The organism is Mesorhizobium sp. M0968, assembly GCF_040319065.1.
GTDB lineage: Bacteria > Pseudomonadota > Alphaproteobacteria > Rhizobiales > Rhizobiaceae > Mesorhizobium.
In genome coordinates this window covers 58,332-74,029 of record NZ_JAMYNL010000004.1, presented here as the reverse complement: position 1 = coordinate 74,029, position 15,698 = coordinate 58,332, and the positions used below count along the sequence as shown (strand labels likewise).

General features: G+C 63.3%; 14 protein-coding genes. 11 read left to right on the top strand and 3 right to left on the bottom strand.

Annotated features, from left to right (window positions below; genetic code table 11):
* Positions 1 to 5: 5 nt before the first annotated feature.
* Positions 6 to 3,110 (bottom strand): CheR family methyltransferase, encoded by a 3,105-nt coding sequence (locus tag NKH67_RS08295; protein ID WP_353030516.1) that lies wholly within the window; start codon positions 3,108 to 3,110, stop codon positions 6 to 8.
* Positions 3,111 to 3,276: 166 nt separating this feature from the next.
* Between NKH67_RS08295 and NKH67_RS08290 the strand changes: the two genes are divergently transcribed.
* Both NKH67_RS08290 and NKH67_RS08285 read left to right on the top strand, forming a co-directional pair.
* On the top strand, positions 3,277 to 3,474 hold the full coding sequence (locus tag NKH67_RS08290) for a hypothetical protein (protein ID WP_352502190.1): 198 nt from the start codon (positions 3,277 to 3,279) through the stop codon (positions 3,472 to 3,474).
* Position 3,475: 1 nt separating this feature from the next.
* On the top strand, positions 3,476 to 4,072 hold the full coding sequence (locus tag NKH67_RS08285) for a response regulator (protein ID WP_352502189.1): 597 nt from the start codon (positions 3,476 to 3,478) through the stop codon (positions 4,070 to 4,072).
* A 24-nt stretch (positions 4,073 to 4,096) separates the two neighbouring features.
* Here NKH67_RS08285 and NKH67_RS08280 read toward each other — a convergent pair whose 3' ends face one another.
* Complete coding sequence (locus NKH67_RS08280; protein ID WP_352467978.1) at positions 4,097 to 4,366, bottom strand: hypothetical protein; 270 nt, start codon at positions 4,364 to 4,366, stop codon at positions 4,097 to 4,099.
* A 272-nt stretch (positions 4,367 to 4,638) separates the two neighbouring features.
* On the opposite strand from NKH67_RS08280, the gene NKH67_RS08275 reads away from it, so the two are divergent.
* From NKH67_RS08275 to NKH67_RS08235, 9 genes are read left to right on the top strand one after another with little or no spacing between them, the layout of a single operon-like run.
* Entirely contained in the window at positions 4,639 to 5,745 is a 1,107-nt protein-coding gene (locus NKH67_RS08275; protein WP_352612129.1) for an NAD-dependent epimerase/dehydratase family protein, read from the top strand.
* Positions 5,742 to 6,821, top strand: a complete 1,080-nt coding sequence (locus tag NKH67_RS08270; RefSeq protein ID WP_353030514.1) for an NAD-dependent epimerase/dehydratase family protein — start codon at positions 5,742 to 5,744, stop codon at positions 6,819 to 6,821. The genes NKH67_RS08275 and NKH67_RS08270 overlap by 4 nt, the downstream gene beginning before the upstream one ends.
* Positions 6,818 to 8,110 (top strand): TIGR04295 family B12-binding domain-containing radical SAM protein, encoded by a 1,293-nt coding sequence (locus NKH67_RS08265; RefSeq protein WP_353030512.1) that lies wholly within the window; start codon positions 6,818 to 6,820, stop codon positions 8,108 to 8,110. The genes NKH67_RS08270 and NKH67_RS08265 overlap by 4 nt, the downstream gene beginning before the upstream one ends.
* Positions 8,095 to 9,195: a glycosyltransferase family 4 protein gene (locus NKH67_RS08260; protein WP_353030510.1), complete on the top strand. Its 1,101-nt coding sequence runs from the start codon at positions 8,095 to 8,097 to the stop codon at positions 9,193 to 9,195. The genes NKH67_RS08265 and NKH67_RS08260 overlap by 16 nt, the downstream gene beginning before the upstream one ends.
* 2 nt (positions 9,196 to 9,197) lie before the next feature.
* Positions 9,198 to 10,328, top strand: coding sequence for a CgeB family protein (locus tag NKH67_RS08255; protein ID WP_352472881.1), 1,131 nt, complete (start codon positions 9,198 to 9,200; stop codon positions 10,326 to 10,328).
* Positions 10,325 to 11,419, top strand: a complete 1,095-nt coding sequence (locus NKH67_RS08250) for a CgeB family protein (protein WP_353030508.1) — start codon at positions 10,325 to 10,327, stop codon at positions 11,417 to 11,419. The genes NKH67_RS08255 and NKH67_RS08250 overlap by 4 nt, the downstream gene beginning before the upstream one ends.
* Entirely contained in the window at positions 11,416 to 12,525 is a 1,110-nt protein-coding gene (locus tag NKH67_RS08245; RefSeq protein ID WP_352472880.1) for a CgeB family protein, read from the top strand. Before NKH67_RS08250 ends, NKH67_RS08245 begins: the two co-directional genes overlap by 4 nt.
* Before the next feature lie 23 nt (positions 12,526 to 12,548).
* Positions 12,549 to 13,595, top strand: a complete 1,047-nt coding sequence (locus tag NKH67_RS08240; RefSeq protein ID WP_352472879.1) for a UDP-glucuronic acid decarboxylase family protein — start codon at positions 12,549 to 12,551, stop codon at positions 13,593 to 13,595.
* Positions 13,543 to 13,902 carry a hypothetical protein gene (locus tag NKH67_RS08235; protein ID WP_352472931.1) on the top strand — a complete coding sequence of 120 codons (360 nt, stop codon included), beginning with the start codon at positions 13,543 to 13,545 and terminating at the stop codon, positions 13,900 to 13,902. Before NKH67_RS08240 ends, NKH67_RS08235 begins: the two co-directional genes overlap by 53 nt.
* Here NKH67_RS08235 and NKH67_RS08230 read toward each other — a convergent pair.
* Positions 13,839 to 15,671 carry a hypothetical protein gene (locus tag NKH67_RS08230; protein WP_353030506.1) on the bottom strand — a complete coding sequence of 611 codons (1,833 nt, stop codon included), beginning with the start codon at positions 15,669 to 15,671 and terminating at the stop codon, positions 13,839 to 13,841. The two genes, NKH67_RS08235 and NKH67_RS08230, sit on opposite strands and share 64 nt — an antisense overlap.
* Positions 15,672 to 15,698: the final 27 nt, after the last annotated feature.

Genomic DNA, 15,698 nt, shown 5'->3' with positions numbered 1-15,698 from the left:
TCCGGTCACGACGAGCCCTCACGGGTCAGAGGGAATGCGATTTCCGCCTCCAAACCATTTGAGTGGAAAGTTGTTTCAACCTTTCCGCCCAGCCGGTAGCCGATTTCTCCGCGCAGAAGGGTAAGGCCGAAGCCGCTGTCGGTTGGCTCCTTGATGCGGGGGCCGCCCTTCTCGCGCCAAGTGAGCCTGAAGGTTCCGTCCGCCACCGACCATTTCACGACTATCCGCCCGGCAGGTTTCGAAAGGGCGCCATATTTAGCGGCATTCGTCGCCAGTTCATGGATTGCCATGCCGAAGGAAAGCCCTTGTACCGGCTTAAGGCTCACCCGTTTGCCATGGAGTTCGAACCGTTCGGCCCCGAAGGGATCGAGTTCCTGGCGCAGCAGTTCCTCGACGGAAGCTTCGGTCCAGCTTTCTCGCGAGAGCAGACTGTATGCTCGTGACATCGCCTGCAGGCGGCCGATCAAGGCGTCGGCGAACTCGTCTTTCGACGCCGAGTTTTCACGGGTCCGGTTGGTGATGCTGGCGACGACCGCCAGCATGTTCTTGACGCGATGGTTCAGCTCCGAGATGAGCACCTGCTGACGCTCTTCCGCCTGCGCCAGCGTCGTCACGTCGATCATGGTCACGACCACGCCTTGGACGCCGCCGCTCTTGTCCCGATAAGGGTTGATGCGAACCAGGTGAAACCGGCCGTTGTCATCGCGCGCAAGGTGATGGTTCAGGGTCTCTCCCGTCTCGAACACCGCCTGGATGTGCCGCTTCAACTCGGGGTAGTCGAGTCGGCTCGAAAGGTCGGTCAGCGGGCGGCCGACATCGGACGGACGCAAGTTGAAGAACGATGACGCGGCGGGAGTAAAGGTCCGCACCACAAGGTTGCGGTCGAGGAAGATGGTGGCGATTTCCGTGCTTTCGAACAAGTTTCTGAGATCGCTGTTGGCGCGATCGAGTTCCTCTATCTTGCCGGTCAGCTCCGCGTTGATGGTGTTTAGCTCTTCATTGAGCGACTGCATCTCCTCCTTCGAGGCCTCAAGCTCCTCATTGGTCGACTGCGCCTCTTCATTGACGGAGACGAGTTCCTCGTTCGAAGATTTTACTTCCTCCAGCGCGGTTTCGTATTCCTCGATGGTCGATTGCAGCCGCTCGCGTGTGTCGCGCAACTCCCGCTCGAGATCGGCCGCGTCGTCGGTGCCGCGGGTTTCGTGTGCCGGCTCGGAGCGGATCTGGGACTGTCCTACCGGATTGAACAGGACGAGGTAGAGGGGCTCGCCATTACCGCGTTCCGTGTATGGCTCGACCGTCAATGTAATGAACTGAAGCTGTTCGTCGTCTTCCTCGACCGCTATATTCTCCCGCACGACCGTGCGGCGCGTCGTGGCTGCTTCCCGCAACGCGGCGCGCAGTTCCAGTCTCAGCCCGTGGCGGGCCTGGGTCAGCAACTGCCGGCTCGGGGCGCCTTGCGGCGCTTCCAGATATTTGCCCGTCCGCGCCGAATAGTAGACGATGTCGCCATCGCCATTGACCAGAACGTGAGGCGGGGCGAACCGCTCCAGCACCTGAGCCTCGATCGCCTGGCGCAGTGAATGGCTGGCCGCATCCTTCTTCGAGCCGCCGCGTCCGACCGGAAGGGCACCCGTGCGGCCATTGCCGATCAGGACCGGCGGCCGCGGCGTGGCATGTTCCCGCGCCTGGAATATCCGCTGCTTCTTGTCGACCGTGGCGAACAGGTCACCGTGCTGACCGATGGTTTCCGAGGTCCCGAGGAACAGATAGCCGCCCGGGCGCAGCGCGTAGTGGAAGATCGGGATGACCCGGTTCTGGATCTGCGGGCCGAAATAGATCAGCAGGTTGCGACACGAAATCATGTCGATGCGCGAGAAGGGAGGGTCGCGGATAATGCTGTGCGGCGAAAAGATGCACAGTTCGCGCACCTCCTTGCCGAGCACATAGCTCTCGCCGTCACTGTGGAAAAAGCGTTGCCTGCGCTCGGGCGAAAGCCCGTGCAGCAGCGCTTCTGGATAACGTGCCGCACGCGCCACCGCGAGCGCCGGCTCATCGATGTCGGTCGCGAATATCTGGACGCGCGGCGGCGCCGAAAGCTTCTCCATGCGCTCGCGCATCAGCATGCCGATCGAGAACACCTCCTCGCCGGTGGCGCAGCCGGGCACCCACACACGCACCGCATCGGAGGCGTTCTTGCCTTCGAAAATCTGCGGTATGATCTTGTCCTCCAGCAATTTGAACGCGTCGGCGTCGCGAAAAAAGCTGGTGACGTTGATGAGGAGGTCGCGAAACAGCTTCGCCACCTCGTCCGGATCCCTTTTCAGCCGTTCTGTGTAGGTGGTGATCGACTGCAGCTGCGTTATCTGCATGCGCCGCTTTACGCGACGCAGGAACGTCTTGGCCTTGTAGCCGGAAAAGTCGTGACCGGAATGGCTGCGCAAAATGGCGTAGATTTCATCGCGGGCTCGATCCATCTCGGCCTTGTGTTCGTCGTCTGCTTCGGTCAGGCCGTTCAGCACGTCGAAACCGCGGACAAACGCCTGAAGCTTTGCACCGATCTGCTCGGCGGGCGCCGCTATGTCGATCAGGCCGCTCGAAATCGCGCTCTGCGGCATGGCTGGATTGCGCGGGCCGGAACCGTTGGAGGCCTGGGCAATGGTCAGCCCGCCATGCTCCTTGATTGCCCTGGCGCCGAGCGTGCCGTCCGAATCGCCACCCGACAAGATAATGCCGACGGCATACTCGCCCTGGTCCTCGGCCAATGCGCTGAAGAAGATATCGATCGGCTTGCGCTCGCGGCTGAACGTGTTCGGCCGGCGCAGCGAAAGCGCGCCCTTACGGATGGTGAGGACGACGTTTTGCGGCATCACATAGACCTGGTCGGGTTGGACCGCTGCCCCATCCTCGGCCACCAAGACCGGCATTTCGGTATAACGTCGGATGACCTCGTGCAGCAGGCTTTCCCGCTCCGGGCTGAGGTGCGTGACGACGACGAACGCCATGCCGGTGCCGCCGGTCATTCCCTTGAACAGGCCCTCCATCGCCGGAATGCCGCCGGCCGATGCACCGACGCCGACTATGGGAAATCTGCCATTCTGGGATGCCACGCCAAGCCCCTGGTAACAGCCGCGAACACAAAGCCGTCAAATCGGGCCTCAGACCCTAATCGCGCCTCAGACTAAGACCGGGCCAAGCCTGAGGCCAGTAAATAGTCCAGTAACGGAACAAAGCACCGCGGCTGGGCATTAACATTTGGCTTCGGAGGCGGTTCCAATGGCAAGACGACCACCTGAAATAAAGCCGGCCAAGCGAATCCTGTTGCCCTCGCCGGATCTGACCAAGTTCCCGGTATCTGAAAACATCCCGCCTCGCCTGCTCGCGCTCGCGGAACGGTTGCAAGAGGTCCTGGCCCGCCATTTTGCGGAAGTCCGCGCCGACAGCCGTAAATTCCGCAGGAAGAAGGAACAATGAGGTGCGCGATCTGCAAGGCTTGCATATCCTGATCGTCGAGGACGAATGGATGCTGGCGGGCGATCTTGCACGTTACTTCAGCAAGATGGGCGCCGTCGTGCTTGGCCCAGTGGCGACGGTCGAACAGGCATCGAAACATACGGACGAGGCGGAGGCCGCGATCCTGGACGTCAATCTCAACGGACGACGGGTATTCCCGATCGCCGACGAGTTGATGCGCCGTGGCGTGCCGTTCGTGTTTTTCAGCGGCGATGAAGACATCGTTATTCCTGAGCGCCTTCGCTATGCCAGCAGCCTCCGAAAATCCTCGAACGGCCAGGCTGTCTTCGATGCTCTCTTCCCAGCCGAGACGTCGGCATCGAAAGGAGGCCGAGCGTCGGAGCCCTCGGACGACGTATTTTCGCTGCTGCCCAAGCTCAGGCTCGCGGCGCGCCTGCTGCTGGGAGATGTGGAGGCCTCCGACCGGCTGGTCGAGCGAACGCTCGAACAGGCCATCGGCGAAATCGACAAGAGACGATCCGGCTCCTCCACGGAGGACTGGCTCAACGGCATCATGCGAAACATCGTCAGGGCACGCGGGCCAAACCTGCTGCACTGACCGTGGCCGCCGTTTGCCGCGAGCCTACTTCCGGCTGCGCTCGACGAATTTGTTGAAGCGGCTGGTCTTTCCGCCGCTGGTCTCATCCTGGTAGAGGAAGGCCAGTTCGTTCTCATCGAAGATCCTGAAGAACTCGTCCCATTCGACAGGCTCGAACGTCTCTTCAGGCTCGCCGAAGTCGATGCGCAGTATGCCTCCCTCGCCCTTGGTGCGCACCACCGCCGGTCGCCCGTCGCGGTCCTCGGCCCAACGGCGGATTTCGTCGTGATCGGTGGTCGTCTTGGATTCAGACATCGCAATCTCCCTTCGATTCCACCGCAGGCCGCGAGATCTCACGCGTTGCTCCGGTCTGCCCTCACACAACCAGCAGATGCATTGCTGCCCGGCATGTGCGCGCGGTTGGTTGATTATGGCTTCTAACACCAAGCGCGCTTCGATGTTCCCGTGCCCAGCCCGAGGCGGGGTCGCTTTCGGAGCGCAGCGTTCCGGGAACTTTGTTGAAGCAAGGGAACAAACCTTTCGCCCGGAAGTTTGGGGCGGCAAAGCCATTCGTATGAGGAGTTGTCGTGAAACGTATACTGGTCACGGGAGGCTGCGGTTTTATCGGCCGCCACGTCGCCCAGGAACTCGTTGAACATGGCTATGGGGTTTCAATTCTCGATGCGCTGCTGGACCAGGTGCATGGTGGCGAGGCAATCAGCCTGCCGCCAGGCGCCAAGCTGATCAAAGGCGACGTTCGCGATCGCGACGCCATCGCAGAGGCGGTCGACGATGTCGACGCGATCATTCACCTGGCGGCTGAAGTGGGCGTCGGCCAGTCCATGTACGAGATCGCCCGCTATGTCGGCGCCAACGACCTCGGCACCGCCACGTTGCTGGAAGCGCTGATCAAACGCCCGATCGAACGGATCGTCGTTGCTTCGTCGATGAGCGTCTATGGCGAGGGTCTCTATGCCACGCCGGACGGCCGGCGCATCGACAATGCAAGACGGCAGCCGGACGACATCCGCAGCGGCCAATGGAATCCCCTGTCGCCGGAAGGTGAAGTCCTGTCGCCGCTGCCGACCGACGAACAGAAACCGGTCGATCTCGCCTCAATTTACGCGCTGACGAAATACGCCCAGGAACGCGCCGTACTGATCTTCGGCGAAGCCTATGGGGTCGATGCGGTGGCGCTGCGCCTGTTCAATGTCTTCGGCGCCGGACAGGCGCTCTCGAACCCGTATACCGGTGTCCTGGCGAACTTCGCCTCGCGCATCGCCAACGGCCAGCGGCCGCTGATCTTCGAGGACGGCGAACAGCAGCGCGATTTCGTGCATGTACGCGACGTCGCGCGCGCCTTCCGGCTGGCGCTGGAACAGCCGCAGGCGCGCGGGCACGTCATCAACATCGGCAGCGGCCGGGCCTACGCGGTCAGCGACGTCGCCCGGCTGCTCGCCGAAGCGATGGGCGTGCCTGGCCGCCAGCCGGAAATCCTCGGCAAGGCACGCTCCGGCGATATCCGCAATTGCTTTGCCGACATCTCCAAGGCGCGCGAACTGCTCGGCTTCCAGCCGCAGTACCGGCTGGAGCATTCGCTCGGCGATTTCGTCGCCTGGGTGCGCAACACGGTCGCCATCGATCGCAGCGCCGAGATGAAGCGGGAACTCGAAGCGCGAGGGCTGGTATCATGAGACCGGAGTCACCCGATTTTCGCGAAATGCCCATCGCCATTATCGGCGGCAGCGGCTTCATCGGCTCCAACCTCGCCGACAGCCTGTTGTCGGACGGCGAACCGGTGCTGGTCATCGACAACCTGAGCCGTCCCGGCGTCGAGCAGAACCTGGAATGGCTGACGCAAAAGCACGGCAGCCGCCTGACCATCGAAATCGCCGATATCCGCGACGCAGAGGCGCTGATGCCGCTGGTGGCGCGTTCAAAGGCGGTTTTCCACTTTGCAGCGCAGACCGCCGTCACCACGAGCCTGGTTCGGCCGGACGAGGATTTCGATATCAACCTGCGCGGAACGTTCAACGTCCTGGAAGCCGCTCGCCGCAGCGGCAAACGCATCCCCGTCGTTTTCGCCAGCACCAACAAGGTCTATGGCCGCCTCGCCGATCTCGTGATGCGCGAAGAAGACGGCAGATACGCGCCCCGCGACGCGGGCGTCCGAGCGCACGGCATCGACGAGACGCGCGGCCTCGATTTCTGCACGCCCTATGGCTGCTCCAAGGGCGCGGCGGACCAGTATGTCCTCGACTACGCCAAGTCATACGACCTGCCGACGGCGGTGCTGCGCATGAGCTGCATCTATGGACCGCGCCAGTTCGGGACGGAGGATCAGGGCTGGGTCGCCCACTTCCTGCTTAGCGCCTTCTCCGACCGGCCGATCACCATCTATGGCGACGGCAAGCAGGTGCGCGACATCCTCCACGTTGCCGACGCGGTCGCGGCTTATCGCGCCCTGCTCGACCGGATCGAGGCGATCAAGGGCCAGGCATTCAATCTCGGCGGCGGACCGGAAAACGCCGTCAGCCTGCGCATGCTGCTGAAGGAGATCCGCGACATAACGAAACGGGACGTTCCGATCCGTTACGACCGCGAACGCACCGGCGACCAACCGTTCTTCGTCGCCGACACACGCGCGATCGAGGCGGCGCTGGGATGGAAAGCGCACGTCCCGTGGCAAAACGGCATCCGCGACCTCGCCGACTGGCTGCAGCGTCATCGCCTCGACCCGCATCCCGAACCGGCGAGGTACGTGGCATGAGGGTCGCTCTGGTCAATCCGTCCTGGACGTACCAGGACAGCATCTATTTCGGCTGCCGCCAGCCGCATCTGCCGCTCGAACTCGGCTATTCGAAAGCGCTGCTCGAAGCAGCCGGCCACGAGGTGCTGATGCTGGACGGGCAGATCCAGAAGCTCGACAACGCCGCGCTCGCCGATCGCGTCGCCGCATTCGAGCCTGACATGACCGTCGTCAGCACCGCGCCGACCTACCTGTTCTGGCGCTGCGCACCGCCCGAGTTGCGGGTGCCGGCCGATTTCCTCAATCATCTTGCCGGGCGCGGCGGTCGCACCGTCGCCGTCGGGCCGCATGGCTCGGCGACGCCGACGCCGACTTTGCGTAAGCTTGGCGTCGACATCGTCGTGCGCGGCGAATGCGAGGAAGTGGTCGCTGAACTTGCCCGGCGCGACGACTGGAGCGCGGTGCCGTCCACCGCCCATTTCGAGCATGGAAAACTGGTCTCGAACGGCGGCGTGCATGCGAGCTCGTTCATCGATCACCCGCCGCTCGAATGGCCGTCGGACTGGATTGCCGCGCATTCGCACCACCATCACCGCTTCGACGACAACCAGGTCGGTTTCGGTGCGGAGGTCGAGGCGTCGCGCGGCTGCCCGTACAATTGCAGCTTCTGCGCCAAGATCGATTTCCGCGATGCCTATCGCCGCCGGAACCACGAAGCAGTTATCGCCGAGATCGACCGGCTGATCGCACAGGGTGTCGGCTACATCTACTTCATCGACGAGATCTTCCTGCCGCAAAAGGCATTGCTGGAGGCGCTGGTCGATCGCGATGTGAAGTTCGGCGTGCAGACCCGTATCGACCTCTGGAAGCCGGAATTGCTGAAGCTGCTCGGTGCCGCCGGCTGCGTCTCGATCGAGGCGGGCCTGGAAAGCCTGACTGTGGAAGGCCGCGCCATGCTGGCAAAACGCTGCCGTTTGGGCACCGAGGAGCTGGCCGCGTTGCTGGTCGACGCAAGGCGCCACGTGCCGTTCGTCCAAGCCAATCTGATCGGCGTGGTCGAGGACGATCCCGCGCTCGTCGATTATTGGCGAAAGCACCTGATCGACAACGGCGTTTGGGCCAACGAACCGGTGCCGCTCTACCCTTATCCGAGTTCGCCCAGCTATCGCGAACTTTGGGGCGAGCCGGACGATCTCGCCTGGGAGCGCGCGCATGAACATTACCTCGCATCCTTCCGAACGTTCAGCGACATCCAGGAGAAGCGTCCGCGTCCGCTGGCTGAATTGGAGGCCACATGTTGCGGACACTGAGCCCGCCGCGTCGCATACTGATGACCGTCGATGCCGTCGGTGGCGTCTGGCGCTATGCGCTCGATCTGGCCAGGCAACTGGTCGCCGGCGGCGACAGCGTCGTGCTTGCCGGGCTTGGTCCGGAACCGTCCAGGCAGCAGGCGGAGGAGGCCCGGTCATTCGCGGCGCTGACATGGCTCAACACGCCGCCCGACTGGATGACCCGCAACGAGCACGACCTCGACACATTACAGCAGGAGCTGCACCCGCTCATACGTGACTACGCCGTCGAAATCGTCCATCTCAACGCGCCGACGCAGGCCGCGGGGCTCGATGTGCCCTGCCCGGTCGTGACGGTGTCGCATTCCTGCGTGGTGACATGGTTCCACGCCGTCAAGGGACAGGCGGCGGACGGCGAATGGACCTGGCAGAAGGACCGCAACCGGCGCGGTTTCGACAAAGCAGGCATTATCGTTGCACCCAGCCGCAGCCATGCCGACATGCTCGAAACCTGCTACGGGCCGATCGCGCGCCTGAGCGTCGTCGGCAACGGGGCGCGGCCCGGCGCGAAGAGCGAAAGACGGGAATCGGTCGTTTTCGCCGCCGCGCGCTGGTGGGACGAAGGAAAGAATGCGGCGGTGCTGGACCAGGCCGCCTCCCTGGCGCAATGGCCGGTCTTCGTCGCCGGCTCCTTGCAAGGCCCGGACGGCCAGCATGTTGGCTTCAGTCACGCCGTTCCCGTCGGACCGGTGCCGCATGAGGAAGTGCGCTCGCTGATGGCGCGGGCCGGCATTTTCGTATCGCCGTCGCTCTACGAACCGTTCGGCCTGGCCACGCTGGAAGCCGCGATGTCGAAGACGCCTTTGGTGCTCGCCGATATCCCGACCTATCGCGAATTGTGGGACGGGGCGGCCATGTTCTTCGACGCGCGCGATCCGGGCGATCTCGCCAGATGCGTCAACAGCGTTTGCAGCGACGCGCAGCGCCGGCGAGAGCTCGGTGAAGCAGCGGCTCGCCGAAGCCGCAGATTTTCATTGGCAAGACAGGCGACCGCCATGCGCGGCGTCTACGACAAGGCGGCCCTGGCCACCATGGCGGATAATTGATTATGCGATTTTTATTCTACACCCATTCGATCGTTTCCGACTGGAACCACGGCAACGCACATTTCCTGCGCGGCATCATGCGTGAGCTGGTCGCGCGCGGGCACCAGGCTATCGCGCTGGAGCCCGCCGACGGCTGGAGCCGGTCGAACCTGCTGGCCGAGAAAGGGTCCTTCGCAATCGAGCGATTCCGGAAGGACTTCCCCGAGTTGATGCCGGTGACCTACGATGCCGCTTTCGACCACGAAGCCTGGATCTCCGACGCCGATGTGGTGATCGTGCATGAGTGGACCGAGCCGGACCTTGTTGCGCGGCTGGGCAGGGCGAAAGCAACTGGCGGCCGTTTCACGCTGCTGTTCCACGACACGCACCATCGCGCTATCTCGGCCACGCAAGCGATTTCCGCCTTGCGGCTTGAACATTACGACGGCGTGCTCGCCTTCGGCGAGGCGCTGCGGGAAAGCTATCTTCGCGCCGGATGGGGCAAGCGGGTCTTCACCTGGCACGAGGCAGCCGATGACCACCTGTTCCAGCCGCATCCTGAAATCGAGCGTAGTTCCGACCTTATCTGGATCGGCAATTGGGGCGACGACGAGCGCAGTGCCGAAATCAGGGAGTTCCTGGTCGGCCCGGTGCGTGAACTCGGCCTGAGCGGAACCGTCCACGGCGTTCGCTATCCGCGGGAGGCGCTCGCCGACCTTGCGGCCGCCGGCCTGCGCTGCGAAGGCTGGATCGCCAATGCCGACGTGCCGAAGGCGTTCGCGGCGAACCGCATCACGGTTCACATCCCGCGGCGTCCATACCGCGAAAGCCTGCCCGGCATCCCGACCATCCGCATGTTCGAGGCGCTCGCCTGCGGCATCCCGCTCGTTTCGGCGCCGTGGTCCGATGTCGAATGCCTGTTCAGGCCCGGCGTAGATTTTCTGTTTGCAAACAACGGTTCCGAGATGCGGCGTCATCTTCGCGCCGTGCTGCACGACGCGGACCTCGCCGCTTCTCTGGCGACATCGGGCCTCGAGACCATCCGCTTGCGGCACACATGCCGGCACCGGGCGGATCAATTGTTCGGCGTGCTCGCCGAATGCGGGCGCCGCCAAGCCGCCGACACGATCCTTGCAAAGGAGGCCGCCGAATGAAGATCGCATTTTACGGGTCAAGCCTGCTGTCGTCCTACTGGAACGGCGCGGCCACCTATTACCGCGGGCTGCTCAAGGCCTTGGCCAGGCTCGGCTACGACATCACCTTCTATGAGCCCGATGTCTACGATCGCCAGAAGAACCGCGACATCGAGGCGCCGGACTGGTGTGCCGTCGTCGTCTACGAGGCCACTCCGCATGCCATGATGCAGGTGGCGGCGCGAGCGGCGGAGGCAGATATCGTCGTCAAGGCGAGCGGCGTCGGTTTCGCCGACGACGCACTGTTGCGGGCGGTGCTCGATCACGCCCGTGCCGATGCGCTCACCGTATTCTGGGATGTCGATGCGCCGGCGACGCTTGGCCAGTTGCGCGACGAGCCCGACCATCCGCTGCATCGCGCGCTGCAGGAAATCGACCTCGTGCTGACCTATGGCGGCGGCGACCCGGTGGTCTGGGCCTATCGGGCAATGGGGGCGGCCGAATGCGTGCCGATCTACAACGCGCTCGATCCGGAAACGCATCATCCGGTCGGCAAGGACATGCGCTTTGCCTGCGATCTCGCCTTTCTCGGCAACCGGCTGCCGGACCGCGAGGCGCGCGTCGAGGCCTTCTTCCTCGACCCGGCCGGCCGCTCCGCCGATCAGCGCTTCCTGCTCGGCGGATCGGGCTGGGGCGACAAGCAGATGCCCGCCAATGTCCGATGGCTCGGCCATGTCGGCACGCGCGACCACAATGCATTGAACGTCACGGCCAAGGCGGTGCTGAACATCAGCCGCGACAGCATGGCGGCCAATGGCTTTTCACCTGCGACGCGCGTTTTTGAGGCGGCGGGCGCCGGCGCATGCCTCATCACCGACGCCTGGCTCGGCGTCGACCTGTTCCTGAAACCCGGCGAGGAAATCCTGGTCGCGCGCGATGGCGAGGACGTCGCCGAGATCATGCAAAGCCTTAGTGCCGAACGGGCCAAGGCGATCGGGGCATCGGCGCTTCGGCGGGTACTTGGCGAACATACCTATATGACACGGGCCGTTTTGGCCGACGCCATCTTCAGGCGCCATTTCGAGCGTCCGACCGTGGAGGCGGCCGAATGACGAAGCCGCTCGACATCGTCTTTCTTGGCCTGTCGCTCTCCTCATCCTGGGGAAACGGCCATGCCACCACCTTTCGGGGGCTGCTTAAAGGTCTCCACGAACTCGGCCACCGCGTCACTTTTCTCGAACGCGACGTGCCGTGGTACGCAAGTCACCGGGATCTGCGCGATCCCGATTTCTGCGCCTTGCGCTACTATGAAACGATCGATGATCTTCGCCGCAATTTTGCGCGCTGCCTGCGCGATGCCGATATCGTGGTCGTCGGCTCCTTCGTTCCCGAAGGCCCTGAAATCATCGACGTCGTGGCATCGTTGTGCACGGGTCAGTTCTGCTTCTACGACATCGACACTCCGATCACGCTGGCAAAGCTTTCGACCGATGATTGCGAGTACATTGCCAGGCGGCAGGTCCCGTATTTCGACGTCTACTTCTCCTTCACCGGCGGGCCGACGCTTGCCCGTCTAACGGCGGAATTCGGCGCGAGGCGGGCCGAGCCGCTCTACTGCTCCGTCGACCCGGAACGGCATCACGGAACCGGTGATCCAATCCGCTGGGATCTCGGCTATCTCGGCACCTACAGCCCCGACCGCCAGGCGACGCTGGAGGCCCTGCTGTTCGAACCGGCGCGTCGCATGCCAGAGCGCCGCTTCGTCGTGACAGGCTCGCAATATCCGCGCGAAATCGCCTGGCCGGACAATGTGGATCGCATCGAACACCTGCCGCCGGCAGATCACGCCGCCTTTTACAGCCGCCAACGCTACACGTTGAACGTCACGCGCAGTTCCATGATCGCGGCCGGATGGTCGCCCAGCGTGCGCCTCTTCGAGGCAGCCGCCTGCGGCACGGCGATCATCAGCGATAGCTGGGCCGGACTGGACAGCCTGTTTCCAGAGCGGACGATCCACACGGCTCGCAGGACCGAGGACGTAGTCGGTATCCTGTCCGGGGAATCCGACGGCGCCCGGCTTGCCATGGCCAGGCAGGCGCGCGTGCTCATCCTCGCAGCTCACACAAGCATCGCAAGAGCCCGCGAATTCGTTTCGCTGCTGGCGCAGGCCAAATCGCCAGGTTCTGTTCTCGATCTGGACGTCGAGAGCGCAGCATGACCCGCAGACGGGAGAAGATAGAGATGCAGCTATCAAGAAAGGCGCAACGGACCAAGACCGTGCTTGTCGCCGGCGGCGCAGGTTTCCTCGGTTCGCATCTTTGCGAGACAATGTTCCAGGCCGGCTGGCGCGTGATCTGCGTCGACAATTTCCTTACCGGCCGCATGGAGAACATAGCATCGATCGCCGATCGTCCGGATTTTCGGCTGATCAAGCAAGACATTTGCCGACCGTTGGAGCTTGGCGAACCGGTTGACCGCATCTTCAACATGGCGTGCGCGGCCTCGCCGCCGCGTTACCAGGCCGACCCGGTCCATACGACGCGGACTTGCGTCATCGGAACGCTCAATCTGCTGGAGCTCGCCGCCCGCAATGGCGCCCGGTTCCTGCAGGCGTCCACCAGCGAAATTTACGGCGATCCCGAACAGCATCCGCAGAAGGAAGACTATGTCGGCCACGTGAACTGCATCGGGCCCCGCGCCTGCTATGACGAAGGCAAGCGCACCGCCGAAACCTTATGCTTCGATTATTTGAGAATGGGAAAGGCCGATATCCGTGTCGCGCGCATCTTCAACACCTATGGTCCCAGGATGGACCCTGCGGACGGACGGATCGTTTCCAATCTGATCATGCAGGCACTCGAGAGACGGCCGCTGACGATATTCGGCGACGGGCTGCAGACCAGGTCGTTCTGCTACGTTTCCGATCTGGTCGACGGCTTGATCCGGCTGATGGAGGTCGATCCCAATCCACGCCAGCCGGTTAATCTGGGCAATCCGGGGGAGTTCACCATCCTGCAACTGGCGAGCCTGGTGAGAGGCATGACCGCAACCAAATCGGGCCTGAAATTCCTGCCGCTGCCGCAAGACGATCCTCGTCGTCGGCAACCCGACATTTCCCGCGCGAGAAAGCTTCTCGGCTGGTCGCCAAAAGTGCCGCTCAGGCAGGGTTTGATGCACACGATCGGCTATTTTGCCGAGCTTGAGACGGCGCAGATGATCGACAGAAGACGTCGAATTGCCGCCACCGTGCGTTCTGCATCAGGCCGGCTGCAAAACCTGCCGGCCTGAGGCGAGGAGCGTCTGGCCGCTGTATGATCGCGCGGTCGTTTCGGATTTGGTCACTTTTTCTCGTCGCGGGAACAACCCGTCCAGCTTCTGGTTCTGCCAAGGTACCGGCATGGAGACGACTGTGCATCCGAAGCGATCCGCCAAAGACATCGAACAAATGGCCGCAAAGGAGACGGCTGCCTTCCTGCGGCGCGCCTCTATCACCTATCTGGAATGTTGTGTGAGCCTGATGATGACGCATCTTCAGCGCGAGGAGGTAGCCGCCATCCTCGAAAAGGAAGCGGATATGCTGCGCCGGCTGGATTGATCGGGCTCGAAGGGCCGCAGGTCGCCTTGGCTTTCCAGGAAACGAAGCAGCGCGGCAGCGTAACGTCTTGCCGCGGCCGCCAGCCGGATCTGTTCCCGATCATCGCCCGATCGCTCAGCCATGCTCCACAAGCCAAGCTGGAAGGCGAGATAGCAGGGCTCGTAGTAGTGGACCAGTTTGGCATCGACGGGACGAGACGTAGTCGCCTCGACAGCTTTGCACAGTGCCGCAGTCGCCGCGTCGGAGAGGCTGTACTCGACACGGGCGCCGGCAATGTCCCAGGCGATGTCCTGGCAGCCGATCAGATCGTGCGATCGGCAATGGTCGAGGGCGTCCGTCTTGATCAGCGTTCCGCCGCGCGAAAGGATGAACTCCCACGGATGAAGCCGCCCGTCGATTTCGACCCGCTGCATGGTCTTTGGTGAAGCCTGTTTCGAGAACCAGTTCCGCAGCTCCGCCGCGCGGCTTTCGCCCAGCGCCTCGCTGGTATTCCGCACGGCCATGTCGGCAAGCGCCTCCAGCGAGGCACCCGGCCCGGAGGCGGGCAGATTGGCTGCGCGCCAGGCGAGATAGCGCGCCAGATGAGCGACCATTTTTTGTTTCGAATGCCTTGCCCGCTCCAGCGTTGCACCGTCGCTCCAGCGTTCGACGAGAAAGCCATGGCACAGCCCGGCAATTTCCGGGCCAAAGCCTGCGTCATGCAGCCTCCTGGCAGTCTCGGCCTTGTGCATTCCGATTTCACCGAGGCCGACGAATTTGACCGACCATTTTTCCCGGCCCGCAGAAGCAAGAAACTTTCGCCGCTCTAAGCCGCGGTGGACGGGTGGCCAATGATCCTGCGAGCCATAATGCAAGCGACGCCACTCTCCGGCGGATATTTCCATCAGGCTGACCGCTGTGCGGCCGATCGTCCTGGCCACCCAATCCCGCAGCGCCGGCAGAGCGGATCCCGCGGGGAAAGTCCGTTCGAAATCCGCGGTGTGTTTTTGGCAAACCGTCCATGCCTCACGGATGTCCGCCGATGCCTCGGGACCCGGCCCACCCGAATGGCTGGGGAACAGATGGATGCGCCCGGCATCGATATCCAGCGCTTGCAGCCATGCGACGACGGCGTGAAACGAGCTGCCGGACAGGCCCGGGCCCTCATCGACGACAGCGAAATGGGCCGATGGCCTTGTCCTCCAGCCGCCGATCAGTTCCGGATCGGCGGCAAGCCGCCTGCGAAACGGATGACCGATCGGACGGACACCGACGGGTGCCTGTGCGCCGATGGCTGCAGCCACCATCGCTGCAAGCCCCAGGCCGATGCTGCGGATGCCGATTACGCATGTGTTCGCATCGAGACCCGACTGCCGCGCGGCGACCAAATAGCTTTCCGGATAGAGCGCGTAATGGGCGTAGCCCTCGGCCGTGCCGATGAGGATTTCGCCGTCGCAATCGAGTTCGGCCAGCATTCGCGGCACGTCGGCATCGATCGGGCCGTCGACGGCGAATCCGGCCCTCCACGATCTGCCCACGTCCCGGGCCAAGCCGACCAGGAGATTTGCGCCCGCGATCCGCTGTCGGGAATTCCTGTCCATGCCGTTGGCCTCGAATTCAGCATCGGCAAGGCCCTGGACCAATTCCGAGGTCTTGATGAACAGGCCGACCAGGGCTGCGTGGCGTTCGATCCCGCTGGGCATGTCCGCAATGTGCCCGGCCGCTTCGCAGGCCGAGCTGCGAACATGTCGCGCGCTCTCAATTCGCTTGTGGTCGCCATAGACGATCATTGTCCCGTCCCGGTTGGCCTCACTGCA